Source organism: Rhizobium sp. B230/85, from assembly GCF_019355735.1.
In the GTDB taxonomy this organism is placed as follows: Bacteria; Pseudomonadota; Alphaproteobacteria; order Rhizobiales; family Rhizobiaceae; genus Rhizobium; species Rhizobium rhododendri.
The window spans coordinates 306,489-332,763 of sequence record NZ_CP072156.1 but is presented as its reverse complement, the minus strand read 5'-3'; the positions used below and the strand labels follow the sequence as shown (position 1 = coordinate 332,763).

23 protein-coding genes, 1 tRNA gene and 2 pseudogenes are annotated in these 26,275 nt (G+C 55.8%); 12 read left to right on the top strand and 14 right to left on the bottom strand.

Annotation, left to right across the window (positions count from 1 at the left end; genetic code table 11):
- Positions 1-13: 13 nt before the first annotated feature.
- From J5289_RS01595 to rplU, 7 genes are all read right to left on the bottom strand, one after another.
- Positions 14-1,297, bottom strand: a complete 1,284-nt coding sequence (locus J5289_RS01595; protein ID WP_209187654.1) for a glutamate-5-semialdehyde dehydrogenase — start codon at positions 1,295-1,297, stop codon at positions 14-16.
- Entirely contained in the window at positions 1,290-2,456 is a 1,167-nt protein-coding gene (gene proB / locus J5289_RS01590) for a glutamate 5-kinase (RefSeq protein WP_209207484.1), read from the bottom strand. The genes J5289_RS01595 and proB overlap by 8 nt, the downstream gene beginning before the upstream one ends.
- On the bottom strand, positions 2,453-3,547 hold the full coding sequence (obgE, locus tag J5289_RS01585; protein ID WP_209185404.1) for a GTPase ObgE: 1,095 nt from the start codon (positions 3,545-3,547) through the stop codon (positions 2,453-2,455). The genes proB and obgE overlap by 4 nt, the downstream gene beginning before the upstream one ends.
- Before the next feature lie 193 nt (positions 3,548-3,740).
- A complete protein-coding gene (locus J5289_RS01580) occupies positions 3,741-4,337 on the bottom strand; it encodes a GNAT family N-acetyltransferase (RefSeq protein WP_209185403.1) in 597 nt (198 codons plus the stop codon).
- Positions 4,334-4,969, bottom strand: a complete 636-nt coding sequence (locus J5289_RS01575) for a GNAT family N-acetyltransferase (protein ID WP_111222081.1) — start codon at positions 4,967-4,969, stop codon at positions 4,334-4,336. Before J5289_RS01575 ends, J5289_RS01580 begins: the two co-directional genes overlap by 4 nt.
- 124 nt (positions 4,970-5,093) lie before the next feature.
- Positions 5,094-5,363: a 50S ribosomal protein L27 gene (gene rpmA, locus J5289_RS01570; RefSeq protein ID WP_142824524.1), complete on the bottom strand. Its 270-nt coding sequence runs from the start codon at positions 5,361-5,363 to the stop codon at positions 5,094-5,096.
- A 30-nt stretch (positions 5,364-5,393) separates the two neighbouring features.
- The gene (gene rplU, locus J5289_RS01565) at positions 5,394-5,711 is read right to left on the bottom strand and encodes a 50S ribosomal protein L21 (protein ID WP_111222079.1); all 318 of its coding nucleotides are present in this window, start codon (positions 5,709-5,711) and stop codon (positions 5,394-5,396) included.
- A 293-nt stretch (positions 5,712-6,004) separates the two neighbouring features.
- On the opposite strand from rplU, the gene J5289_RS01560 reads away from it, so the two are divergent.
- The 9 genes and pseudogenes from J5289_RS01560 (at position 6,005) to J5289_RS01525 (ending at position 11,814) form a co-directional block, all read left to right on the top strand.
- Positions 6,005-6,094: transfer RNA gene (locus J5289_RS01560), tRNA-Ser, on the top strand.
- A gap of 165 nt (positions 6,095-6,259) precedes the next feature.
- Positions 6,260-6,997 (top strand): HipA family kinase, encoded by a 738-nt coding sequence (locus tag J5289_RS01555; protein ID WP_142828757.1) that lies wholly within the window; start codon positions 6,260-6,262, stop codon positions 6,995-6,997.
- Entirely contained in the window at positions 6,994-7,827 is an 834-nt protein-coding gene (locus J5289_RS01550) for a DUF3037 domain-containing protein (protein ID WP_209207485.1), read from the top strand. The genes J5289_RS01555 and J5289_RS01550 overlap by 4 nt, the downstream gene beginning before the upstream one ends.
- Before the next feature lie 277 nt (positions 7,828-8,104).
- Positions 8,105-8,224 (top strand): annotated as a pseudogene (locus J5289_RS29810) (hypothetical protein); the annotation flags it as partial.
- A 78-nt stretch (positions 8,225-8,302) separates the two neighbouring features.
- Entirely contained in the window at positions 8,303-9,733 is a 1,431-nt protein-coding gene (locus tag J5289_RS01545) for a site-specific integrase (protein WP_209207486.1), read from the top strand.
- A 71-nt stretch (positions 9,734-9,804) separates the two neighbouring features.
- Positions 9,805-10,434, top strand: coding sequence for a hypothetical protein (locus J5289_RS01540; protein WP_209207487.1), 630 nt, complete (start codon positions 9,805-9,807; stop codon positions 10,432-10,434).
- 335 nt (positions 10,435-10,769) lie between these two features.
- Complete coding sequence (locus J5289_RS01535; RefSeq protein WP_209207488.1) at positions 10,770-11,036, top strand: hypothetical protein; 267 nt, start codon at positions 10,770-10,772, stop codon at positions 11,034-11,036.
- A complete protein-coding gene (locus tag J5289_RS01530) occupies positions 11,033-11,473 on the top strand; it encodes a hypothetical protein (RefSeq protein WP_209207489.1) in 441 nt (146 codons plus the stop codon). The genes J5289_RS01535 and J5289_RS01530 overlap by 4 nt, the downstream gene beginning before the upstream one ends.
- A gap of 83 nt (positions 11,474-11,556) precedes the next feature.
- Positions 11,557-11,814 carry a hypothetical protein gene (locus J5289_RS01525; protein ID WP_209207490.1) on the top strand — a complete coding sequence of 86 codons (258 nt, stop codon included), beginning with the start codon at positions 11,557-11,559 and terminating at the stop codon, positions 11,812-11,814.
- Positions 11,815-11,887: 73 nt separating this feature from the next.
- Here the strand turns inward: J5289_RS01525 and J5289_RS01520 are convergent, their stop codons facing one another.
- A complete protein-coding gene (locus tag J5289_RS01520; protein ID WP_209207491.1) occupies positions 11,888-13,162 on the bottom strand; it encodes a hypothetical protein in 1,275 nt (424 codons plus the stop codon).
- A gap of 361 nt (positions 13,163-13,523) precedes the next feature.
- On the opposite strand from J5289_RS01520, the gene J5289_RS01515 reads away from it, so the two are divergent.
- Positions 13,524-16,568: an N-6 DNA methylase gene (locus J5289_RS01515; protein WP_247750756.1), complete on the top strand. Its 3,045-nt coding sequence runs from the start codon at positions 13,524-13,526 to the stop codon at positions 16,566-16,568.
- A 19-nt stretch (positions 16,569-16,587) separates the two neighbouring features.
- On the opposite strand, the gene J5289_RS01510 is transcribed toward J5289_RS01515, so the two are convergent.
- From J5289_RS01510 to J5289_RS01490, 5 genes are all read right to left on the bottom strand, one after another.
- Positions 16,588-18,342, bottom strand: coding sequence for a hypothetical protein (locus J5289_RS01510; protein ID WP_209207493.1), 1,755 nt, complete (start codon positions 18,340-18,342; stop codon positions 16,588-16,590).
- 391 nt (positions 18,343-18,733) lie between these two features.
- Positions 18,734-19,921 carry an XRE family transcriptional regulator gene (locus J5289_RS01505; RefSeq protein WP_209207494.1) on the bottom strand — a complete coding sequence of 396 codons (1,188 nt, stop codon included), beginning with the start codon at positions 19,919-19,921 and terminating at the stop codon, positions 18,734-18,736.
- Entirely contained in the window at positions 19,908-20,561 is a 654-nt protein-coding gene (locus tag J5289_RS01500) for a hypothetical protein (RefSeq protein WP_209207495.1), read from the bottom strand. The genes J5289_RS01505 and J5289_RS01500 overlap by 14 nt, the downstream gene beginning before the upstream one ends.
- Before the next feature lie 766 nt (positions 20,562-21,327).
- Complete coding sequence (locus J5289_RS01495; protein ID WP_209185373.1) at positions 21,328-22,335, bottom strand: Tim44 domain-containing protein; 1,008 nt, start codon at positions 22,333-22,335, stop codon at positions 21,328-21,330.
- A 164-nt stretch (positions 22,336-22,499) separates the two neighbouring features.
- Complete coding sequence (locus tag J5289_RS01490; protein WP_209185372.1) at positions 22,500-24,800, bottom strand: FdhF/YdeP family oxidoreductase; 2,301 nt, start codon at positions 24,798-24,800, stop codon at positions 22,500-22,502.
- 247 nt (positions 24,801-25,047) lie between these two features.
- On the opposite strand from J5289_RS01490, the pseudogene J5289_RS29140 reads away from it, so the two are divergent.
- Together J5289_RS29140 and J5289_RS01480 are read left to right on the top strand one after the other, a co-directional pair.
- Positions 25,048-25,239: pseudogene (locus J5289_RS29140) on the top strand (cold-shock protein); the annotation flags it as partial.
- A 212-nt stretch (positions 25,240-25,451) separates the two neighbouring features.
- Entirely contained in the window at positions 25,452-25,952 is a 501-nt protein-coding gene (locus J5289_RS01480; protein ID WP_224127913.1) for a regulatory protein RecX, read from the top strand.
- 22 nt (positions 25,953-25,974) lie between these two features.
- Here J5289_RS01480 and J5289_RS01475 read toward each other — a convergent pair whose 3' ends face one another.
- Positions 25,975-26,250 carry a hypothetical protein gene (locus J5289_RS01475; protein WP_209185371.1) on the bottom strand — a complete coding sequence of 92 codons (276 nt, stop codon included), beginning with the start codon at positions 26,248-26,250 and terminating at the stop codon, positions 25,975-25,977.
- Positions 26,251-26,275: the final 25 nt, after the last annotated feature.

The following is a 26,275-nucleotide window of genomic DNA, read 5'->3' as shown; positions in this document are numbered from 1 at the left end:
GTCTGCTGTCACATCAGGGCCGTATCTGTCCGCTGCCGCGCACCCGGTATTTGAAAGACGTCAGTTGTTCGACGCCGACAGGTCCGCGCGCATGCATCTTTCCGGTGGCAATGCCGATTTCCGCGCCCATGCCGAACTCACCGCCATCGGCAAATTGCGTCGATGCGTTGTGCAGCAGGATTGCTGAATCCACCTCCGTGAAGAAGCGCCCCACCACTTCGGGGTCTTCAGCAATGACAGCCTCGGTGTGATTGGATGAATAGCGGGCTATATGTTCGATAGCGCCCGAGATGCCATCAACCATAGCAATCGATATAATGGCATCGAGATACTCCGTCGACCAATCCTCCTTGGTGGCAGCCTTCAATGCGGGGATAGCATGAAGCACGTCGGCCGATCCGCGAACTTCGCAGCCGGCCGCCGCAAGAGCGTCGACGAGCGGCTTGAGGTGGGTTGCCGCTGCCGCCCGGTCGACAAGCAGCGTCTCGGCCGCGCCACACACGCCAGTACGGCGCATCTTGGCGTTGACGACAATCTGCTTTGCCATTTCCAGTTTCGCAGACGCATCGATGTAGATGTGGCAGATACCCTCGAGGTGGGCAAAGACCGGAACGCGGGCCTCGCTTTGCACCCGCGCCACGAGGCTTTTGCCGCCGCGCGGGACGATGACGTCGATATTTCCATCGAGCCCGGACAGCATTGCGCCGACGGCTGCCCGATCGGTAACCGGGACAAGCTGGATCGCGTATTCCGGCAAGCCTGCCGCCTTCAATCCCTCGACGAGGCAGGCATGGATTGCCTGCGAGGAACGGCGCGAATCGCTGCCGCAGCGCAGAATGGCGACATTGCCGGCCTTCAGGCAGAGTGCACCAGCATCGGCGGTAACGTTGGGGCGGCTTTCGAAGATGACGCCGATGACGCCGAGCGGCGTGCGGACGCGCTCGATCTGCAGCCCGTTCGGGCGTTCCCAGGCGGCAATGACTTCGCCGACCGGATCGGCCAGTGCGGCAATCGTGCGGATGCCGTCGGCCATGGCGTCGATGCGTGCCTCGGTCAGCGTCAACCTGTCGATCGACGATGCGAGCATGCCGGTGCCTTCCACGTCGCCAAGATCCCTGGCATTCTCAGCCAATATGTGGTCCCGCTTTGAAAGAATGGCATCCGCCATGGCATTGAGGGCGCGGGTTTTCGATTGAGCAGAGGCAAACGACAGCGGACGTGCCGCAGCGCGGGCCCGGCGACCGATTTCATCCATCAGCCGGTCGATATCAGGGCTGGCTGCTACGTGATCAAGCATGCGCCTCGTCCTTTCGGCTTGCTGTGCCTTGCGTTCCCGACGCCGTCATTACCAGATCGTCGCGGTGAACCATGGCGGCGCGGCCGGCATAGCCGAGAATGGCCTCGATCTCCGCCGACTTGCGGCCGGTAATCTGCCGTGCCTCTTCGGCATCGTAGCCGGCAAGGCCACGGCCGATCTCGCGGCCGGCGGGACCGATGACGGCGACTGTATCGCCGCGCCCGAAGTGACCGATCACGGAGCGCACGCCAGCAGGCAGCAAGCTCTTGCCTGCACCGAGCGCGGTGACGGCGCCGGCATCGACGTGCAGTTCGCCTGCCGGCTGCAGCTGCCCGGCAATCCAGGTCTTGCGCGCCGTGACCGGTGTGCCAGAGGGCGCAAACCAGGAGGAGCGGGCACCTTGGTCGATGGCGGAAAGAGGCCGGTCCGTCTTGCCGGATGCAATGATCATGGCGCAGCCGGCACCGGTGGCGATCTTGCCGGCATCGATCTTGGTGCGCATGCCGCCGCGTGACAGTTCCGAGGCAGCGCCGCCAGCCATCGCCTCGATTTCGGGCGTGATTTCAGCAATCGTGTGGAGGAACCGGGCATTTGGGTCGAGGTGCGGCGGGGCGGCGTAGAGGCCGTCGATATCTGACAACAGGATCAGCAGGTCTGCGCCGGTCATGGTGGCAACGCGCGCTGCCAGCCGGTCGTTGTCGCCATAGCGGATTTCGCTGGTGGCGACCGTGTCGTTCTCATTGATGATCGGTACCGCGCCGAGTTTCAGGAGCTGGCTGATGGTGGCGCGGGCGTTGAGATAGCGGCGTCGCTCCTCGGTGTCGCCAAGCGTCAGCAGGATCTGGCCGGCAACGATGTCGTCACGGGAAAGGCTTTCCGACCAGGCGCGGGCGAGCGCAATCTGGCCGACCGCCGCAGCCGCCTGGCTCTCCTCGAGCTTCAGGGCGCCGCTGGCAAGGTCGAGCACGGAGCGGCCGAGCGCGATGGCTCCCGAGGAGACAACAAGGACATCGACGCCCTTTGCTTTCAGCGCGGCGATATCGGCGCAGATCGCATCGAGCCAAGCCTTCTTCAACCCGGTGCCGCGGTCGACCAGCAGCGCCGAGCCGATCTTGATGACGATGCGCCGGTAGCGGTCGAGCGGCTGTCGGGCTGTCATCCCTCGCGCTCCTCGTCCCCGCTTTCGTTGGCTTCATCCGCGACCAGGTCGACTGTATCCCTGTGGCGGTTTTTCAGCGCCTTCATCGGCTTGTCTTCTGTTTCGCCGATAGCGATGATGTCGCGCAGCGCGCGCAAAAGGTCCGTCATGCCTTTGCCGGTGATCGCCGAAATCTGGTATGGCGTGTGACCGCAGGCGCGGGCGAGCTCCTTCGTTTTTCTCTTTAGTTCCGCATCGTCGAGAATGTCGACCTGCGACAGGGCGACGATTTCCAGCTTTTCGCCCAGCGCCTCATCATAGGCTTCGAGCTCGTGGCGGACGGTCTTGTAGGCCTTGCCGACCTTTTCTTCCTGGGCGGAAACCAGATGCAGCAGCACTCGGGTGCGCTCGACATGGCCGAGGAAACGGTCGCCGATACCGACGCCCTCATGGGCACCTTCGATCAGGCCCGGAATGTCGGCCAGAATGAATTCCGTGCCATCGACGGTTGCGACACCGAGGTTGGGATGCAGCGTGGTGAAGGGGTAATTGGCAATCTTCGGGCGGGCACGCGTAACTGCGCCGAGGAAGGTCGACTTGCCGGCATTCGGCATGCCGACGAGGCCTGCATCGGCGATCAGCTTCAGCCGCAGCCAGATGGTCTTTTCCTCGCCCTCGAGACCAGGATTGGCCCAATCCGGCGACTGGTTGGTAGAGGATTTGAAATGGGCATTGCCGAAGCCGCCGTTACCGCCGGCGGCAATGCGGAAGCGCTGGCCTTCGAAGGTCAGGTCGCAGATCATCGTCTCGGCGTCTTCCTCGAAGACCTGGGTGCCGACAGGCACCTTCAGCGTGACGTGTTCGCCGTTTGCGCCGGTGCGGTTGCGGCCCATGCCATGGGTACCGATCTGCGCCTTGAAATGCTGCTGGAAACGAAAATCGATCAGCGTATTCAAGCCGTTGACCGCCTCGACCCAGACGTCGCCACCGCGTCCGCCGTCGCCGCCGTCGGGGCCGCCGAACTCGATGAATTTTTCCCGGCGGAATGAGACGCTGCCGCCACCGCCGTCGCCGGAGCGGATGTAGACTTTTGCTTCGTCAAGAAATTTCATCGTATTCTTCGCTATTCGGTCAGTTTGCGCCCGTCATGCCGCCTTCGATATAGGCGGTTCTGCCGGAGGTCAAAGATTATCGTCATCTGCAGCAGCTATAGCATAGTCGCCTGCGGGGGTCTTGCTGTCTGGTCTATAAGAAGCCGCCGCCGGCGAACCGGCGACGGTTTTGTCTATGTCAGCTTTGTCTGCCTCAGGCACTGGCACTGGCGCTGGTGCGCAGATCGCCCGGCAACAGCAGGGTTTCGACATGCGGAACCATGGTGCTGCGGGCAAAGCTGAAGACTTCCGCGCAACCGGTAATGCGGAAGCCGAGTTTCTCCTGCAGCTTCAGCGACGCCGGATTGTCGACGAAAACACCGGAATGGATGTTTTCGCCTGGCATCCGCCGGCTGAAGCGTTCCAGCGCCGCTGCCACCGCTTCGCCCATGAACCCACGCCGCCAGTAGTAGCGGTTCAGCCAGTAGCCGACGTGCCAGCGGTCGTGGCGCAGTTCGATGCCGACGGTGCCGATATGGACATCGTCATCGCCCTCGGTGATGGCGAGCGCCCAGTCGCCAAGCAGGCCGGAGGCCCGCGGCACCAGCCAGTCGAGCGCGTCCTGCCGGTGGTAGGGAACCGGCACGCGCGCCAGCATGCGGGTGACCGCGAAATCCGACAGGGATCCCGTGATCGCGTCCGCGTCGCCAAGGCGATGCGGACGCAGTGTCAGCCGGGCGGTGCGGATAACCGGTTCCGGGCCGGGTGCCGCGATCTGCCGCGACCGGCGCGAGAGGACAGCGGCGTTCATCTCAGTGCCCCCCAGCTGCGCAACGACATCCAGGTGCGGCGATCCAGTCGGAACCATTCGACGGAGACCGTGCTGCCAAGCGCCAGGGACGCTGCCAGCCCGGCGCCCTGGAACTGGAACCCGCACTTGTGGATCACCCGGCGCGAGGCGACGTTGGTGACCCGGCAGCGGGCATCGATCTGGTCGACCTCAGGCCGCGTGCGGAACACCATGTCGATCAGCGCGTGAGCCGCCTCCGTCATGAAGCCCTGGTTCCAGTAGGGCTCGCCCAGCCAGTAGCCGATTTCGACAGTCGTCGGATCCTGGCCCGGTTCTATGCCGCAGCAGCCGAGAAAGGCGCCGTTTTCCATTTTGGTGATCGCATAGAGGCACTTGCCAATCTCGCCAGACGTCGTGCGGCGCACAAAATCGGCGGCGTCCCGGGTCGTATACGGGTGCGGCATGCGCGAGACCATGGTGGCGACATTGGCGTTATTGGCGAGATGGGCAAGAGCTTCGATGTCGTCTTTGTGGGGGGCGCGCAGAACGAGCCGCTCCGATAACAAGACGGGGCAATCGGGTCTTAACCTCTCCGGCCTCAACCGGTCTTCGGGCGACCGCGATTGGTCCTCCCTTAACAATTCGCTTTGCATCGTTCAGTCCTCCTTGGGGGAAAAGAAAAAAGGGAGATGGCGCCCCATCTCCCCGTTTTCAAAGACTGAACCTGATGCGGTCAGCCGGGTCGATGAGACGCCGGCTGCTTAAACGCTTCCGGCTTTATTCTGCTGCTTCGGCTTTCGGCATTACGGATACGTACACGCGGCCATTGGCCTTGGTGCGATAGGCGACGTTACCGGGAGTGAGCGCGAAGATCGTGTGGTCCTTGCCGAGGCCGACATTGGCGCCCGGATGCCACTGCGTGCCACGCTGGCGCAGAATGATGTTGCCTGCAATCACAGCTTCGCCGCCGAACTTCTTCACGCCGAGACGCTTGGATTCGGAATCACGACCGTTGCGCGACGAACCGCCTGCTTTTTTATGTGCCATGGGATTTCTCCTTTAAACCTGTCCGTGATCTTAAACGGCAGCGACGATGTCGGTGATGCGGACAACCGTGTGGTGCTGACGATGACCGCGCGAACGCTTGGAATTCTGACGACGACGCTTCTTGAAGGCGATGACCTTCCGGGCGCGGTTGTGTTCGACAACCTCAGCCTTGACGGTTGCGCCGACAACGAAGGGTGCGCCAATAGAAGCGTCGGCGCCGACGCCGATCATCAGGACTTCGTTAAATTCTACGATATCGCCGGCGATGACGTCGAGCTTCTCGATGGTCAGCACGTCGTTTGCTGCCACACGGTACTGCTTACCGCCGGTCTTGATGACTGCGAACATTGGTTATCCTTTCATGTTCGTTCCGGCTCTCCCGCTTTGGGGGCCGTCTTTTTATCAGTCGACATTGAGCAGGCGAGGCGGGCCTTGTGCCCGAACCGGCCTGCCGGTGATGCTTGCGCGGAACGCGGAAGCGCAAAGGGAGCGGACTTCTCCGCACCTATTGGATCGGGCACATACGCGAGGGGTCAAATTGTGTCAAGGCAAAAGGGTGAAAAGCTTCGACTTTCACCCTTGCCATCCGGACTTTCTATCGGTATGAGGACGGCGCGCTTCACAGCGTCAACCGGTTCCGCGGAGAGGTGGCAGAGTGGTTGAATGTACCGCACTCGAAATGCGGCGTGCCTGCAAGGGCACCGTGGGTTCAAATCCCACCCTCTCCGCCATTTTGAACGTGGGGCCGTAAGGCTTCCCTCCCAATCCGCTGATTTTAGCTATATTCGATGCCAGTTTAAAATTGGCTAGGGCCACACTCTCGGCACGTCCTCGCTCTTGGACTTCGATTTACGGTGTGATCTAAGGCATGCTACAAGTGGTATGCGTGGGGACCGATGCCGATCGAAATCGACGAAGTGCTGAGACGCTCTGAGCAGGGTTCTACGGAGCCCTATATTTGCCGCGGTTCCGACGGCAAAATCTACTTTGTTAAAGGCACAGGGGCTGGCTACGCCTCGCTTGTAAAAGAATGGATTGCTGGTCACCTAGCGCGACAACTGGGTTTGCCGATACCTCCATTTTGCATAGTAACGGTGCCGCAGGAACTTTACGAAGCAGGCCGGCACGGGGCCTTAAGTGCCTTGGGAGCTGGCTTGCTCTTCGGCTCGGAGAATATTGAGAATGCGACGGAGATGTCTTTCATCAACGTCCAGCACGCGCCGACGGACCTAAAGCGCGATATCGCGGCCTTCGACTGGTGGGTTAAAAACGGCGACCGCACGCTAACTGATGCTGGCGGCAATCCCAATCTCCTTTGGTCAGAGACAGCTCATCGGCTTGTTGTCATCGATCATAATCTAGCTTTCGATGAAGAGGTAACGCTTCATTCACAGCTTGAAAGTCATATTTTCCGTAGTTCTCTGTCGGATATTTGCGACCAGGAGGATCTACAGGGCCATTACAATGCAAGGTTTGAGAAGGCTTTGACAGGATTGCCCAAGATCCTTGGTGACATCCCAGAACGGTGGCACTATGTAGACGACGCCTGCACGGTCGATATTAACTTGTCGCTCGATCGTGTCGAAAACACACTGAAGCGACATAGAGTGCCGGCGTTTTGGGAACGAACATGAAAAAGCAAGCTGTGAGCTATGCGATAGTCCGTTTCCAGCCGCACGTCGAAACGGAAGAATTCGCCAACATCGGTATCGTGATCGTCGCGCCGCGCATGAGCTTTCTGGACTTTAGGCTTGAGACCAGGCGCCTGGGTAGGTTGACAAACTTCTTCGACACCGTCGAGGCAGTTACTATTCGCAGTGTCCTGAAAAGCTATTACACTGAGTTGAAGCGTATCAGGGATCTCGCCGGTCATACGGGTAACGGGCAGAGTAGGTTCGAGTTCGATCTGAACGACAACGCCGAGCATCTTTTTCACGCTTTGACTAAGGATCGCGAGGGGGTAATCCGATTCAGCGACGTTCGCTTCGCAATGACTGATAATCCCAAGGCTAAGCTCGATGAATTGTTTGACTACTATGTCAGACGGAACTTCGCCGGCTCGGTTTATCGTGAAGGGTTACTAGAAAAGCACGTCCGAGGGATTTTAAAACTGCGCGATATTGGCCGTAGTTTCAAGCCTATGGCGTTTTCGGACGGAATATACTCCGCAAAGTTCCCGTTTGTGGAAATCGTCCGGGATACGCCGCTGAAGGTATTGAAGCCGATATATCTCGGTCAAGACGAACCGACACGCATTCTGGACCATGGAAACAAATGGGTTTTCACGATCAATCGCTTGAAGAAAGTCCTGCCGCCGGAGGTGGTTTTCGCGGTGGAAGGGCCTAGCGGCGATTCGCCGCGCCAAAGGGCGTTTCGCGAATCTATCGAGCAATTCAAGGCGAACAATATCACGGTTGTCGATGGTAGGAATGACAGTGAGCTTCTGAGCGCTGTGGAGCGATGAACTTTCTTCTTTGGAAAGGCAGACATCCGGCGCATAACTTGGCGCCTGTGAGAGCTAGCTGCAGATATTGTGATTTTGCGAATTAGGATCTTTGGATCGGGAGAAGAATTACCCCAAAGCTTTCAATGTGGCCGGAAAACCGCACTCGAAATCCGGCGTGCCTGCAAGGGCACCGTGGGTTCAAATCCCACCCTCTCCGCCATTCTAAGTCCTTGATATTTTTGCTGTCTGAAGGCCGTTTTGGGGCATTTGTACCCTCGAACGTACCCTTTTTCAGATGTATTTGACAAGAACTACCAGCGGCTTTCGTTTCCAGATTCGCATTCCGTCAGATTTGCTGACACGAATCGGAAAATCACCCCTGAGATTATCACTCAGTCGAGCGCGTGGCCGGAAGGCCAATCAGTTGGCGCGTTTACTCGCTGGTCACGCCGAGAGGCTATTTGTCGATATAAGAAATGGTGGATATCGACAGATGAATGGACCAGACTTACGCGGATTAATCATTGATCAGTTAATCGATATCATTGCCGCATCGATGGACGAGCAGGAGGAAATCTACGCGCTGGCCAAGCGAGAGAAAGAAGCTGCGATCAAGGCCGTCCGGATGGAGACCGCCGTAGAACAACTGAGGCAGCAACGAGAACTCGGCGACCGCATCAAAGACATCGGCGAGCGGATTAATGTGTTGCAGACGCAGGGCTCTTTGATACAAGCCTCTCGCCTGGACGACGTTCGTAACAAGCTATTTGAAATGTCCACCACGGTTAGCCTGTCTATAAATGGGCCGGACTGCCCAGTTCTGTCGCAATGCCTAGAGACTTGGACGGACGAGATCAGGAATTTTGAAGGTATCAGCCCAAAGAAAGTTCAGACAGATCGAAATCGAATACGCGACTTTATTGAGTTCGCCGGTGACCGGTCCGCGAATAAGTACGTTTTTTTTGATTTTCAGAAATTTGTGAATTTGTTGTCGAGAGTTCCCTCGCATTATACCAAAATTCCGGAGATTAAGGGAAAGTCACGGCAGGAAGCAGCGGCGTTCAATGACGCGTTACCGGATCACGAAAAGTTGCCTACTTTGGTAGGGAAAAGTATTGAAGATAACTATATTTCGCCACTTCGGATGTTCTTCCGAGATATAGCCGCACAGTTTCAGTTCCGTTCTCCAATGACGGACATAAATCTTCGCATTCCACAGAATGCTAGAGCTTCCAAAGACCGAAAGCCGTTTGAGATTTGGGAACTGAATGAATGGTTTCTTCACGCCGCGCAGGAAAATCGAGCGGATATGAAGTGGCTTCCGTTGCTCGGTACAATCACCGGAGCACGTATCGCTGAACTTGTATATCTCCAGGGAAAAGACGTTTACTCGATGCACGGGCAAGATGGCGAACCTTATTGGGTCCTCGATCTTCGAACTGACGTCGTGGCTGAGTCTGGCTTTTCCGAGCCTCGACAACTCAAGAACGAGCCTTCTCGACGCCTGATCGCGCTGCACAGTACGTTTGAGGCAGTCGGCTTCATCGAATACTCTCAGTCCCGGAAGTCTGATGAGTTTATTTTTCCTGCTGCGTTTAACCACGGTAAGAAGAAGGTTGAAGACCCGGCGGATGCGGCTTCCAAGCGCATGAACCGCATGCTGAAGCTCGTCGGTATTCACAAAGAAATGACAGCGACTTTCCACAGTACCCGGCACAACGCCAAGGATTTTCTGAGACTTGCCAAAATCGATGAGCGTACTCATGATCTCCAGACAGGTCACAGTCTCGACGGCGTTTCGCGAAACTATGGTTCCAAGCATCTCGTCCTCGAAGAAGTCGAGGTGTTAAGAGCAATGCCGCTTCCATCTGGTCTGGACATTTCTCCGTATATAAATTCTCGCTCACATCATCGGTTTGATTGAGAAGTCTCGCGATAGCACAGTGGTTCCTTGCATCGCCATAAATCATTGTGACAGCGCACAGGAGGCTCACAATGACACATAGACTTAAAACACGAAAGCGCTCACGACGGATCGATTGGCGGACCAGATGGCAGGTTTGGCTCGCGTTCCTCCGATCTAAGCAACAAAAACTTCAAAGGGATCAGAAGCTGCTTTCATGGCTGTTGCTCGTTCTACTGCTCATCCTTGATGGCGCGTGCACATACCGCAAATTCCATTTCGTTGAAAATGGGTATCCGGCTCCGGATAGGCAGTGCGGTCAAAAGAAATCTGATGACAACAATAGTGGTGGATCGGATCCGTCAACAGTTGTGGTTCCATTGGATCACTTGGAGTTGCGCCCCCGCTTTCGGTCACTACCGGACCGATATCGTGAATGGCCCCATATTCATAGTTTACTCGACCATCTTCAACACGACTGGATGCGCGAAGATGCATTGAAGGTCATCAAAATGATGACACCGTCCTCCATCCACGACTGGCTGGAATGGAGTGTTAGGGAAGACGGCGGCAAGGCTATTAAGCGCTGTCGCCAGCGTTCGGGCGATGCGACCCTAGCCGCACTTCCCCGTGCTGCCTTACGTTGGCGGGAAGACGTAGAACGCGACTTGCGAGCCCGACTGGCACCAACCTCGGAACCAGAAAACCATCCCGGGTTGTAAGTTGACAAGGAAATATTCCTTTAATTCAACAAAAAAATGTGGATGCGTGGCAATACATCACAAAAGTTGATGAGTCTTATTGCGTGACATTTCCTTTAGTTGAGGCGGCGATGCGAGTCAGCCAAAAGGAAACCTAATTTTAATTGTGCACGCCGCTAAGGAACTGGCGGGGATAATTCAAAGAGGGGAAAGGAATTTCCCCTTTATTTGTCATTTCAATTTGGTTTTTAGTAAAGGAAAGTTCCATTAATACCTTAGATTGATGAAAATTAGTTAATTTTTGTTCCGAACAACCTGTGGCAAATTCATGTTGCTTTCAATGTACGGAGTTAAAGATGAAATATACATTTGAATGGAATGAAGATGGGTCTTGCTTCCCCTGGCCCAGTTTCATGATCTCACTCTGCTCAATTGAGCGGGATCATGAAGAAAGGACGGTTTGGCTGATCGACCAATATTCGGAAGATGATGCCAGGCCGGACCGTACGCTACATGGTTTGGCATGGTCCAGAGCCAGTGCAGCTCAGCAGAGCGAACTGGCTTTCACCTCACTCATGAGTGGCACAAGCTCGCTTCGGTTGATCGATGGAGGTGAAAAATGAGGTACAAAGGTCTCATCAAATGGAACGTCGAAATGATTGGTCTGAAAGCTATCGCAAGGCCGGTGATCGATACTCCAACCCTGCTGGTCGCAGACCCTACTTCGTTTCGAGCAAGGGGTCGTCAATACATCCCGAACACGGAATGGAGCTTCAGCATAACGATAACTAAGCATGAGGGCTTCACCCAGTACGGGGTTTTCCATCAGGCCGAACTCGTTTCACTCTCCTGGTTCTGTGTCGATAAGGTCGGCTGGGGACCGATGCATCAAGACTTTGGGCTAACGAAAGTACCAAAGATTCCCTTCGTTGGGTGGCATCCGTATCTCATCTCCACGAGCTTGAGGCCAATCAAGGCCATATCGGAAGAGGTTCTAGGCGGTGCAAACGACATCGAAAATAAACTTGCTTTCGACCTACTTGCACGCATTGGACGATAGCTGTTGTTAAATAAAACCGGGCGACTGTCGTGAGGTATCTATCCGACAATCGCCCCTCTCTTTAAGCTTAAAGGAGTATTCCTATGCCTGATATCTATGTCAGCGAACGAGTAAAAAAGCGTCACTTTTTGCATGTTGGGCCAGCCATCGAGGCCTTCGTTCAACACGACGCGGCGACAGGAAGCGTAGTGAAATATGGTCGCGCTGATATCCTAATCGTGGCCAAAGACGGCGACATTTACCTGATGACCAAAAAAGACAGCCTTCGAGCCAAAATCCCCTTCGAAAAATTTGATGGCGGGGCGATCTCGGAAATCATTTCGATGCTGAACGCCGATTAAGCGTTCATAGCATAAAGCAAGTCTCAGTTCGGTCTGCATGAGCGAACTGGGGCTTGCTAACCTTCAATATCGATCATCTCCCCAGCTTCGGTCGGAAGCTGGGTGCTGGTGCATCGTTTGCCTTAGTCGCCGACGGCTTCACTAAAGATAGCGCTTGATTTCGTTCCAGCAGGTATTGCGCTGCCTGGTTTCTGGCTAATTCTTTTTCACGATTGGCATCTCGCAATCTTTTCTCGAACGTCCGCCGCACGTTTTGCTGATCCTTCAGCGTACGCTCCGAGACTTGCAAGGCGATGCGCATCCGTTGCACCTCTACTGATACCTGTTTCCATAAAGAGGCAGCAATGTATGATCGGCGCAGGCCATCCCAACACGCTCGAATGCGGCCTGCGAAGCCTGCGTATCTCTCAGCTCTTGCTAGTGCCGACGCTGCTTGATCTCTTATCTGATTTGCCTCCAACAGCTTTTGTCCGGCAGCTAAATGAACCTTTTGCGCCCGAGCATTTGCACTGTCCAATACCTTCCCAGCATGGTCGTTAACTCGCTTTACGAATGCTGCCGCTTGTTCGTTTGTTTTCGCCACGAACTCGGCTCGTTTGACCGATAGCTTGTCGCTGTCGATTTCAGCGGCGGCTCGGGACACTGCCACCTCTTTCTCTGCTTGCCATTCTTTTCGGCCGAGACGACGGACGCCAGGACCCATACGCGTCAATCCGCAGGGAGCGCCGACGTCTAGAAAATAATCATTCTGCCAATCCCTCATAGCGGATCGGTACGCCTTATCCCCCCGCTTGTTGAACGCCAGTTGGTCTTCGCCAGGACGCATTCCGCCAGAGGTGATAGCCGACTTTGCGACGTGCCCTGGATGAAGCTGAGCTGCCTTCATCATTGAGTTTTCGGGGATCAAATAACAATGAAGGTGGCAGTGCTTCTCGTCCGTATGGCGCACCACTGAACGCAATTGAGAGCCATATAGCTTCCTGAGCCATTCAACTGTTTTCTCTTCCCAGCGAGCCACGGCTACCGCCTTATGGGGATCAGCAAGGGCTTCCGAGACCGTGAACGGATGGCTCGCGATCACCGTTGCCAACGTTTGTTGCGTAGACCGGATGGCGCGGGACTTGCCGTTTTTCATGGTGTCTTTGGCTTCAGCGGCTCGGCCATCGTGCAACTCTCGCAAGTCCTTCAAGGGAAGGCCGAATATGACTTCGGGTTCACTTGGTTCGGCGACGTGAAGGCAAGCCCCCGGACGTCTCTGCGCCTCGTCAAAAACAAAGTCCGTAGACTGACCGCGCTTGTTTCCTTTGCGAGAAAACGCCTCCAGGTGTACAAATTGAAATCCGCCCATCTTGATCCTCCCGCGCCGGTATTGTGAGCTGAGAGAAAGCAAGGAACCAGATTGTATTAGTGACAGACTAATACAATGCCCGTTGGTTATTGTGCCTGCCCTGCGGGGCCAACAAACTCGTTCGCAGTCAAGCTCGCTGTGCCTTCGTTCGTCAAGTCAGCCTTGATCTCACCTGCGACAACTGTTGTCATGCCGCCACGGATGTCGAAAGGTCGCTGTGTAGCCAAAGGCCGTCGACAAGCTGCCCTGCGCTTCTTGCATGAGTTGAGTTGATATCCAGGCCGAATAAACGATAAGACCCTCTGGCGAGATTGTGATGCTTCGTAGATTAGAAACGCCGCATCAACAGGGGGGATGGCCATTGCTTGAAATTTTCGACCGGATCGCCAGGCGTAATGATAAGCGCACGGAATCCGAGATACAGGCCGACGTTCGCCAATTCATATTGAGCGCCCCGCTCAACTTGGACGAAGACGACGTGAAGATTGTTTTGCTTGAGTCGCAGACAGGAGATCGCAGGCGTATCGATGTTGAAGTTGGCTCGACCGTTATTGAGGTCAAGCGTGACCTTCGAAAGGGAAAGGTTAAGGCCGATGCTGTCGAGCAACTTGCTGGCTATGTGGAGCTGCGCGTAAATCAAACCGGCCTTCGCTACGTCGGTGTCCTGACGGATGGCACAGAGTGGCTCTGCTATGACCTAGTTGAAGGAAAGCTGCGAGAGGTATCGACTATTATGGTTGAGCCGTCAGCTGTGGACATGGAGAGGTTTACAGTCTGGCTGGACGGTGTACTTGCCACCTCGCAAAACATCGCCCCGAGCGCTCGAAATATAGAAATGAGGCTTGGAGCGGGTAGTAGCTCTTATCAGTTGGATTGGGCAACCATCTCCTCGCTGTATGAGAGAAATAAGAATAATCCAACCGTCAAGATGAAACGAACACTATGGTCGAGGCTTCTTACTTCGGCTCTCGGTACTGCATTTGAAGACACCGAAAAACTTTTTGTCGAGCACACTCTCCTTGTTAACACAGCTGAGACTATTGCTCACGCTGTTCTAGGCCTTCCGATACAATCGCTAAATCCGGCGGCGCTGCTCGCTGGCGACAAGTTCGATGAGAGCGGAATTCATGGAGTTGTAGAGTCGGACTTCTTTGACTGGGTGGTCGAGATCGAGGGTGGCGATGTTTTCATCAGAACTCTTGCCAAACGGCTCGCTCGCTTCGAATGGAGCAAGGTCGAACAAGACGTCTTGAAGGTCCTCTACGAAAGCGTCATCGGCACGGAAACGAGACAACGGCTCGGCGAATATTATACGCCTGACTGGCTTGCCGACATAGTTGTTCAAGAAACTGTCAAAGACCCTCTCAATTCCCGAGTTTTGGATGCGGCCTGCGGTTCTGGTACCTTTCTTTTTCACGCAATTCGAAAATATATCGCGGCCGCTGAAGCAGAAGGCATGCCCGTCGGAAAGCTGATCGACGGCGTAACTGAGCATGTCATTGGAATGGACCTTCATCCCGTGGCGGTTACCCTCGCACGCGTTACCTATCTGCTGGCCATTGGTAGACATCGATTAGTCGACCCAGATCGCGGAACAATACGCATACCTGTTTACCTGGGCGACAGTCTTCAATGGCAAGAACAAAACGCTGACCTGTGGGCTGCAGGAAATCTAACCATACGGACGGACGACAAGAAGGACCTTTTCGGAAATGATCTTTCATTTCCCGACGCGCTTCTCGATAACGCCTCTCGGTTCGATGAGCTTGTGAGCGATATGGCCAACAAAGCCTCAACGCGAAAGCCGGGATCGGCCTTTCCTTCCTTGAACCCGGTCTTTCAAAGGCTCGCCATTCCGGACAAATTCCGACCCACTATCGAGGCCACCTTTAAAACGATGTGCCGCCTGCACGACGAAGGTCGCGACCATATTTGGGGTTACTACATAAGAAACCTCGCAAGGCCACTTTGGCTATCGCGTACACAAAACCGCGTCGACGTTCTGGTTGGAAATCCCCCTTGGCTTGCCTACCGCAAGATGACGTCGGACATGCAAGCCACGTTCCGAGAAATGAGCGAAGCCAGAGGGCTTTGGGCCGGTGGAGAGCTGTCTACACATCAAGACCTGTCTGGGTTGTTTGCCGTAAGGGCGTGCGAGCTTTATCTTAAGGTCAAAGGCAGGTTCGGCTTGGTCCTTCCAAATGCCGCGATTGACCGTGAACATTACACGGGTTTCCGTAGCGGCTATTACGGCGACGGTTCTGGAAATGCCGCAATAGCATTTGATCCTTCGTGGGATTTGCGTCGCATCCGCCCCCATTTCTTCCCGCGTGCGGCGTCTGTTGTTTTCGGCATTCGTGAAGAGCACACCCGACAGACCGAGACAGAGCTGGGAGAAAGTACCTGGGCCGGTCGCAAAATGCCACTGAAAGCAGAGCTTTGGAATGGGAGGCTATCTGAGCCAAACTTAACCTGGGAGAAAGCAAGCCTCACCCTGACCCGTAAGCAGGGGGAGGTGAAGCACGTTGGTCAGTTGGTCAAATCTCCGTACAGTCCTGCATTCACTCAAGGCGCCATTTTCGCTCCACGGGTGGCATTCGTCGTAGTGGAGCAGGATGCGAACTCACTCGGAATTCCTGCAGGGCGTAAAGCCCTTAAGTCGTCCAGAAGCGTTCAGGAGAACAAGCCGTGGAAGGCGCTGCCCGATGTGACAGGCGTGGTGGAGAGTGAGTTTGTTCGCCCTTTCTACACAGGGGATAATGCTTATCCCTACCGTACCGGCAATGCTCAGATGGCGGTTCTGCCGTGTTCTAAGAATGGTATCCTAACTCCGTCTCAGATTGAACTGCACCCAGGTTTGAGTCAGTGGTGGGGACGAGCTGAAACGCTTTGGATGGAACATCGATCCAGCGAGCGGCTGACCTTGATACAGCAATTAGATTTCCAGTCCAAACTATCGAAACAGCTACCGCCCCCGCAGCTTCGCATTGTTTATAATCGGGCGGGAATGCATTTAATGGCGGCAAAACTGAAAGAACCGAGAGCAATCATTGCAAGTGGCCTCTATTGGGCTGCAATGGATACCGAGCACGAAGCTGACTATCTGTGCGCCGTCATGAATGCGCCCGTTACGACTGAAATGGTGCGACCCTTCATGTCATACGGAAAAGACGAGCGCGACATTCACAAGCACGTCTGGGAGGTACCGATCCCGAAATATGACCCAGAAAATACTTTACACCGGCGTCTTTCCGAACTCGGCCGCAAGGCGGAGGGAATTGTCGCGTCATTTCCCATCGACATCGATGTCCATTTTTCAGCAACTAGGCGACACATCCGAGGGCATCTTAACGCCACCGTAGAGGGGCAGGAGATAAACGAGCTAACATTTGAACTGATAGGGTAATTAGGTTATGTGATCGTGTTCACATCCTGCTAATCAACTCAAATATTTGATCAAGAATGACGGCATTCGTATCCCGAGATTTGCCGCCAAGATACGAGAGCCCGTCGAGGAATGAACTCGAATCCGGGACGTTTTGCTTATCGACGAGACCGATATGCTCGATAGCGATGTTGGCTTCCTGTTTCCAATAGTCTTGGCAAACAGATTTGGCTTCGGGGTCATCGGCAGGCCTAACCAGGACCTCTGCGCTGCAGCGTTCCTGGACAGTTGGCCTACATGTGTGAACCTTATAGGCGTCAACGCCGCTGCAAGCAGCGACGTGACGCGATAAGGCTTGGTCGGCAATCCACAGAGCCTCAGCGGGCCTCGGTGCTCCCGAGGCATCCCAATCAAGCCTGGAATCAAACTTTATCGACTCAATTTCCTGCAAGCGATCATTGTCGCCCTCGCTGTCTGCCGATACGTCGTAACGCTGTACTAGAATCATCGGTTCTGCCCAATTCATATGCCGCCATTGCGGTAGGGAGACACCAAGGATTTGGTTCTTTGGCCTGATTTTGGAGATGGGGGCGTCGGGGTCTATCCGCTCTCGCGTCGTAGCCACTTTCGTTTCTTGACAAACCTCGCCCGAGGTTTCTCTGTGGGCTTCCGCATCTTCTTCCTTTTTGGAATGATCGAGTCGGCGTGACTTCTTTACCTTACAGAGCTTGGGACCGGCACCCATCCTTACGCGGACCACCTTTTGTCGATTAGACTTTAAATCGGCCATAAACGATTTGAACATCCCCATTGGTTGGCATATTTTCAGCTTATGTGTCTGTTGGTAGAGCCATAGTATCTCTGTGTCCGGCGCCTGCTCAGTGTCCATCGGTTTCATACAATATTTGATGATTTCCTCCGGCTTAGTAACCTTTCCGTTATCCTTCCAAGTAGCTTTTACGCGCTTCCGTGTTGAGCTTAGGAATTTTTCCCACTCACCATTAACAAGCTTGCGATGAGGCCAGTACAAAACATTGGCATGCACGTGATACAACATGGCGGATTCTCCATGCCTTCGACTAAGAGGCCTATCCGGCGGGCCGATAAATTTCGGATTCCGATGCCGATTGCGTTCTTCACCGTCTCGGTCTCTGTTTTCGGCACTGCGGCGCGTAAATTCAATGCCCCTAAAGAGGATTTCAATTCCATATTCGGAGTTCGCGAAGTCCGCCCATCTTGAGATTCGCCGCGATAGCGCCTGAATGACTTCCCGCAAGGCGCCGCCTTCAACAACCAAGTCACCAGCGCTAAAGACCGCGTACCGATAATATTGGGAAGAGCGGTTGTACCCCATGAGGTACTTCAAGCCGTTCAGGATCGGACGGCGGTCTCTTGCGGCAATAGTTGGGATGATTCTAAGGGCACGGTAAACTGGCAGTTCCTCAACGCGCTCGGAAATTGCACCGATTGCGAAAATTTCAGAATCAAGACGAACGCGCTCGCCCATTCGTTCTAAAGAATTAACGATTGCTTCCGACTGTCTGGTGAGATTCTGCGACGCGACGACACGTTCTGCCCATCTCTCCTCGTCGATCTGCCAGCCCGTGTTGGCTTGGAGTGCCTCGTTGTGGTCAAAGTTGGGACCCGTCGACCGTTCGTGGAGGACCTTCAAGGCGGCTGAAGCGATACCGCTGGTCTTGTGTTTTTGATCGCCTTCTGGCCAATTTTGTTGACAAGATGGGGCAGGGGTTTCCGTAGTCCTGGCTGGGGTATTGCCTCCCAGCCTCGCGGTCACCGTATTGTCAACGGCGGCTTTACAATTTTCTCTTGATCGTTCATAATTATGGAACAGTCCTTAAAGAACCGCCCGAGGGATGCGAACCCTGTGAAAGGCGGTTTTTTAATGCTCACCGCATTTCCCCCTCGCGTCAAGCGTTCCAGTTCGCCGCAAACAGCCAGAAAGTATGGCTCATTGGCGCCGCCTAGCATTCGGCTGGTTCAGTATGGCTACGCCCTTCTTCCCAGCACGAATTGATCCAGCATATGTCTCTGTTCAGCGCCTCAAGGAAAAAACTGAAGGCCGTGGCTCGGCAAGCCTGCGCCCGCACCACCCTTCATTTTGTCCTTGACCCGCCTGGAACACGACGAGGCATTTCCGAGATGATCGTAGCCTCATCACCGAACCCCTACTTCAACGTCGGTTTATAATCGACGTCCAACTCTGGGTGTTGATTGACAAACGGATATCCTGTCAGGCGCTCTAAGTCCCTATCAGAAAGTGCAACATCGGATTTAAAACTATCGATACTGTAGCGCCCGCTCTCAAGAACGAGTTCAGTTACTCTCTTTAAAAGCAAGGGTTCTTCAAAAGAAATAGCCCTTGGGCCTTTGTCGAGAGGTTCTGTTGTCCTCCACTTTTTGAAAGAAATCTGCTTGTAAATATTTGTCACCTGCCGATCATCGAATAGGCCTAAATCCTTTGCACGGTATACCATCGCTTGAATGGAGACTTTCCACCTTGCCTTTAGGTCAATAAAGCTCTCAGCGCGGGCGGAATACACTTCATTTGGAAATGACTTTCCAGGAAGGAGGAATGCTCCAGCAAACCTATCGGCTTCACGTTCAATCTCTTTCAGGCGCAACGGGTCGTCGATTTCTTCGGAACCAACCCACCTATGAAGGCACAGATGGGCCAATTCATGGGCCGCGTCAAACCTCGCTCTCGCAGCAGATTCTTTCGTCGATGCAAGAAATATAAACGGTCGCGATCCAGACCAAAAAGAAAAAGCCTCGACGGTCTCACCATCCATGCGGCAGCGTGAGATAATGACGCCTTTGGATTCAAGCAACCTCAGCACATTAGATATTGGGCCAAGACCCAACCCAAAGTGTTGCCTGACCTTCTCCGCGCATTCCTCGATCTCCTCTTCGCTGTATGCGCTGTCGCGAGGCTCAAACGACGGTATATCGACAGATGGATAGTTCGCTATGTTGTTAAAGGCATGAGCAACAGATGACAGCCATCTGGCGTAAACATCGCAAGCTTGGTTCCTCCGCTTCGTATCCGCCCCAGTTTTTCGAAAGAAATTTGCGCTGTGCTTGCCGAAATCGCTTCGCCTTTCCTTTGTGAAGAAAATGATGGGCTGATTTAAAATGGAGGCAATCGTGATCATCACGCTTGGCTCTGGGTTCTTACTCCCGGCTTCATACGAGGATACAGCCTGCCTACTAACGCCAACCCTTTCTGCCAGTTCAGTTTGTGTGATCCGGGCTGCAAGACGTGCCTCGGTCAAACGCTCCGGAATCAAAAGCCGCCCAATCTGCTCAGATTGGGCGGCGCGAGGGAAAGCAAGGATGTTGTCAGTCGTCGCCATTATCTCTAATCCATTTTTCAATGTCTTCTTTGATAAGATTGACGGCGTCAAGGTCGTAGTCGGTATCTTCCGGCTTGACCTCATCCGGGTTGCCTATCGCGTGTGGCATCTTCATGAAGTTGGGTGAGCGCCAAGAAAACTTGGTATTTGAAGTCGCAGACGGTACTCCAATATGCGCAAATTCTAGCGTTTGATGGCCATGGATGAAGAGAAAATGGGGAAGCCCAGATACCTCCATCTCTTTTTCCAGTTCAGCGAACGGAAATATTGCCTGGGTTCTGAGGCGTGCGTTCTCACGGAATACAACCGCACGAGGCTGACAAACCGGGTCAGAAACTTGGCTTACGGATGCCGTCGAATGCGAAAATCTCAGTTCCAAGTACCGTCCTGTTGGGCGAGCAAACTCTTTCCATCTGTAGTCGCAATCAAATGTGCCGCTCTTTATGGCACGTTCGAAGCCGAAATCCACTGCATAAGTTATGAAGCGGCCCCTATTTTCTTCAGCGCTTTTCGCTTCCAAAAAGGGCGTGTCCTTAAATAGATCATCAACAGCGGCGTAAGCAGATTTTAGTATCGTGGGAACAGTCGACCAGTAAGTGGCCGGGAACTGACTTTTCACGAAAATCTCTGGATGCAACATGCGAATTCCTCGAATCGGTTGCCTAAGTCGCCTGGCAACCAATTACGAAAATTAGCTTCTTTTGTCAACCAGCCATGCGGTGGTTTGCTATGGCGCTTCTGGTGCTCAGGTAGGATAGGCGTTGTCTTTCATACAATAGGAGCACAAGCCCGTATCGATGTAGCGTGGTCCAAGGCTCGCCATGTAGCCCCGTGCATCATCAAGCGTTCCGAGCCCCAAAGAAGGGTAGGATGGATGCCAATAAGTTGGGCCAGTACCTTTGTCTTGATTCTCCATTCCCTGACCGTCGCGGCAAAACTTGCATTCACCGGTGTGAATTCGCGCCCTCTTGCCTGGGGGGATAACCTTCACAAAGTATGCCATACCGCCTCCATTTTTCGACACTATACGTGAAGCTGAGACTTCGCGATATCGACAACAGGGGGAACGATGGCTTCTTGCCGAGGCCGCATTTGCTAATCAGTGTTGACATCCATCCTCTTAATCCGTACCTCATAACGAACCTGCCAGGGCGTTCCAACGGAAGCGATATCAAGCGGTTATGGCCAACTTGGGGGAGGGTCCCACCCTCTCCGCCAATTCCTGATTTGGATTCCGCCATCTTTAGCGGCTATCTGCGGTAGCTCGCATTATTTTCCAGTTTTTTTGCTGATGTGCTCACTAAAGAGATTGGCGTGTGTCACTCACAGGCCATTGCACGTTATCGCAATTTTCTGCCGATGCTCATGCGGCCGGGATTGATCCCCGGCCGCGATCGCAGTTCGCCTTAGTGCCTTGCAGGCTCAGTGCCCTGGATGGCGGAGAGGAGCCATTCGGTGCCGGGTTTGCGGGTGAAGGTCCAGAGTTCGGTGGATTCGCTCGGGTTGCGGTCGTCGCCGTCGACGAGCTTGCCGCTGTTGCGATCGACCATGGCATCGATGCTGGAGTAGCGCATGGCGAGGGTCGCGTAGTCGACACCGTTTTCGCGCCATGCTTCGGATACGTCGCCCTGCAGCAATTTCACCTGCGATACGGTGTTGCGGACGCCATTGGTGGCGTTTTCGCCGAGTTCTTCGGCCAGATAGGACATGGCTTCAGGCGTCGTCAGGGCGCGGATGGCACTATAATCTTCGGCGCCGTAGGCGGTCTGGATTTTGGTGAGCAGTGCTTCGAAGCGGCTGTAGTCGGTTGGCGACAGGCCGATTTCGTCGCTCGGCTTGGCCGATGTCTTCGGCGCATTGCCGGAACCGTAGCCTGAGCCTGAGCCTGAGCCGCCCAAGGTCGGAATGCGGAAGGACGGCGTCATTGGCGACGGGCCGGCATAGGCGTTGCCTGCCGATGGTGAGGCTGCACCCTGCCGGCGATTGGCGAAGAAGCGCATGGCGAGCATGATCAGGCCGCCGACGATGGCGATCTGCAGGAGCATGCCGAGGAAGCCGGCCGCACCGCCAAAGCCGTGGCCGAGGAACATGCCGAGCAGGCCGCCGATGGCAAGGCCGCCGAGCAGCGAGCGGCCGAAGCCACCGAACATTCCGCCGGTGCGGGGCGCGTTGACGCCAGGCTGCGGCTGAAATTGCGGCGAGGTCTGGGGTGTCATCGAGCGCTCGATCGGCGCGGCAGTGGTCGGGGCCGTGCTGGTGGCTGGCGGCGCCGTATAGGTGCGGGTGCCTCTGCTTCCGAAGCTCATGCCGCCGCCGGCGCGCCGGGCATCCGCATCACCGATGGTAGCAAAGACGCTGGCCGCTGAAACGACGGCGATAAGAGCGAATTTGGCGAAACGCGAGGCAGCGGGCATTGCTTCTCCTATGAGGCACTGAACTGTGACGTTCCTCATATAGGGACTGCAGATCACAGTTTTAAGCTCTCCCGGCGATTCTCCTTGCGGGGATCTTTTCGTGACTTCCATCCCCACTGTCCCCTGCTGCGGGCCAATCGGGATGGAAAGCCTTGCCCGTGTGGTCAGACGGCGCGGCGCACCTCGACCGGCACCCCCTTATAGGCCGGAGTACCGGACTTCCGGTCGTAATGGCCAAGCGCGATGACGCTGTTCATTTCCGGGTAATAGCCGGCCACCGAGCCCTTGGGGATATCGTAGGTAACGACGGTAAAGCCACGCACCGTCTTGCTGGCCGACGGGCTTTCGTTCGGATAGAGGGCCGCGATAATATCGATCTTGTCGCCTTCCGTGAGGCCACGTGCGGAAAGGTCGTCCTTGTTCATGAAGACGACATCCCGCCTGCCGAATACGCCGCGATAGCGGTCATTCATGCCGTAGATGGTGGTGTTGTACTGGTCGTGGCTGCGCAGCGTCGTCAGCACCAGGATATTGTCGTCGGAGAGGCGCGGATCCTCATCGACGCCGGGGGCAACGAGGAAGGTTGCCTTGCCGCTTTCGGTCTTCCATTGGCGATAGCTTGCCGGAATGTCGAGGCGGAAGCCGCCCTTGACGCGGACGCGGGCGTTGAAGTCGTGGAAGTCCGGGAAGACAATCGCAATCTTGTCGCGGATGCGGTCGTAATTCTCGATCATGCCGTCCCAGTCTATGCCGTAGCGATCTCCGAGGGTCGCCTTTGCCATGCCGGCAACGACCGAGGGTTCGGAGCGCAGGTGCTCGCTTGGTGGATTGAGAAAGCCCCGTGAGGCGTGCACCATGGACATCGAGTCCTCGACGGTCACCGATTGCGGCCCGGATTTCTGGGTGTCGAGGTCGGTACGGCCGAAGACCGGCAGCAGGATCGAGGTCTTTGCAAGGAGCAGATGCGAGCGGTTGAGCTTGGTGGTGATGTGGACCGCCAGATCCAGCTTGCGCATGGCAGCGAAGGTGGCATCGGGGTCGGGCATGGCGACGGCCAAGTTGCCGCCGAGGCAGATCAGCGCCTTCGACCGGCCGTCGCGGATCGCCTCGACAGCTTCGACGGCATTGTGCCCCTTGTCCATGGTCGGGCGGAAGCCGAAGGCACGCTCGATGCCGTCGATCAGCGGCTTGGTCGGGATCTCGGTAATACCGACGGTGCGGTCGCCCTGGACGTTGGAATGGCCGCGCAGCGGACAGATGCCGGCACCCTCCTTGCCGATATTGCCGCGCAGCATCAGGAAGTTGGCGAGTTGCTGGACGTTAGCGGTGCCGTTGGCGTGCTGGGTTATGCCCATGCCGTAGCAGAGGATGACCTTTTTGGCATTGACGTAGACGTCGACGGCGCTCTCGAGCGCTGCCCGCGTTAGGCCGGAGCTCTCGATGATGGCGTCCCAGCTGGTGGCGTCGATATCGGCCTTCAGAGCTTCCAGGCCGACGGTGTGGGTTTCGATGAATTCGCGATCCAGCACGCCCGTCCCGCCGGTAGCGAGATCTGCGGCATCGCGCTCGAAGATCGATTTCATCAGGCCCTTCAGGGCAGCCAGATCGCCGCCGGTACGGACCTGGTGATAGGCTGAAGCGATCGGCGTCGAGGAGAAGGTCGCCATCTCCACTGGGCTTTGCGGCGATGCGAATTTCTCCAGTGCCCGCTCCTTCAGCGGATTGAAGACGATGATCGGTACGCCGCGACGGGCTGCTTCATGCAGCGTTCCCATCATGCGGGGGTGGTTGGTACCGGGATTGTGGCCAAAACTGAAGATCGCGTCGCAGTGGTCGAAATCCTCCAGCGTCACCGTGCCCTTGCCGACGCCAATCGATTTCGGCAGTCCGACGCTGGTCGCCTCGTGGCACATGTTCGAGCAGTCGGGGAAATTGTTGGTGCCGTAGGCGCGCACAAAGAGCTGGAACAGGAAGGCAGCCTCGTTCGAGGCGCGGCCCGAGGTGTAGAATTCGGCCATGTGCGGATCAGGCAGCTTGTTCAGTTCGGTGCCGATCAAGCGGTAGGCTTCGTCCCATTCGATCGGCACATAGCGGTCGCTGTCGCGGTCGTAGACCAGCGGATGGGTCAGTCGGCCGGCATCTTCCAGCTTGTGGTCCGTCCAGTGCCAGAGATCGCTTACGCTGTTGTCGGCAAAGAAGCTGGGACCGACGCGTTTTGCCGTCGATTCCCAAGTGATGGCCTTGGCGCCGTTTTCGCAGAATTCGAACGAGGAGGTGTGTTTCGGGTCCGGCCAGGCGCAACCTGGACAATCGAAGCCATCGGGCTGATTGGCTTTCAGCAGCGTCGTCGTGCCTTGCGCCACAACCTGCTGTTGGGAGAGCGTCTTGGCGACGGCGCGTAATGCGCCCCAGCCGCCGGCCGGCGCGTCGTAGGTTTCGATGCCTTCGGGACGCTTCTTGCTCACGGTGCTTCCTCTTCCTCGTCGATGGTTCTACAGGCGATCTCCGCCGTATTCGAAGCATTATAGTTGAGCTCTGACGAAGGACCAGTCACGAAGCGGCGACCGCGCACCCGCAACCGACGTATTTCTTGTGCCGGATAGTAACAATAATCGCGGTTACTCGGGGCTTCAAACGGTCATGGCGTTGAATTTTGCCGGCCGTAGTGCCACTATGGGTTAAATGATTTGCAGCGAATGAGGAAAGCCGGATTTGGCCACGGGCAAGGTGAAATGGTTCAACGTAACCAAGGGCTATGGTTTTATCACGCCGGACGATGGCAGCGCTGATGTCTTCCTGCATTTGCGGAAAATCGAGGAAGCCAAGTTGCCGCCCCTCGAACCCGGCACATCCCTGGAATACACATTGGGCGACAAGAACGGCAAGGTCTTCGCCGAGAACCTGGTGATGATCGCGCCGCCTGCTCCTGTTGCCAAGGTCGAGGCTCCCGTGCAGCAGAAACGCAGCCCTACCCCTGTTGTTGTTCAGGAAATCGATGCCGACGCCGAATTCGAGCGCGAATGGGGTCTGCGGCGATTCTGATCGAATTTCCGAAGGCCAGGGCGCGTCCACCGGAAGTCCCCGAAGAGGACCAGGGTTCAGTCCCCACGCCCCGGATGCTGGCCTGGACGCGCAATGCAACGCTCTCCCGTCTCGAACGGCGGATGATGACGGAAAAAGAGCTTTCCGAAGCGATCGTCAAAAAAGCCAAGGCGAAATTCGAAGACATCACAGGCGACCAACTGCGTGCAATTTCCGCTGCGGCAGTCGCGTTGGCCTATGAACAGAAGGCACTGGATGACGGCGCCTATGCCCGCCAGAAGACGGATGCTGCCGTGCGCAACGGCAAGTCGAAGCGATTTATTGCGCAGACGCTCTCGGCAAAGGGTGTGGATACGGACGTCGCTGCTTCGGCACTCAAGGATACCGACGATCTCTATGCGGCCGTGGTCTTTGCCAGAAAGCGCGCCTTCGGCCCGTACCGGCGGGGAGAGGCCGACGACAAGCGCAAGGCCAAGGAGCTATCGGCGTTCGCCCGTAACGGGTTCGGCTTCACGATCGGCAATGCGGTCTTCGAGATGAGTGCAGACGAAGCCGACGCCATCCTGGCAGGCTGACGGCGTCGCTTCGGACATCTGCTTATTCCTCTTCGCCGGCGCCGGCAGCGTCTTCATCCAGCAGGTTCTGCGCCAGTTCGCTGATGGCGACTTCGGCCTCTTCCAGCGACCAGCCGACAGCCTCGGCGCGTTTTGCCAGGGCCGCCAATGCCGGAGACATGGTGCCGCCGGCAGCGGCGACCACCGTGTTGGACTGGACGCCGGCGATTTCCATAAATGCCTTTTCCAAAGCCTCCTGGCAGTCGATATCCCTGTCGCGATATTTTCCTTCGCGTTGCGGCTTGGCGAGCGGGTTCATCTGGTCTCCGATCCTGTCTGTTCAA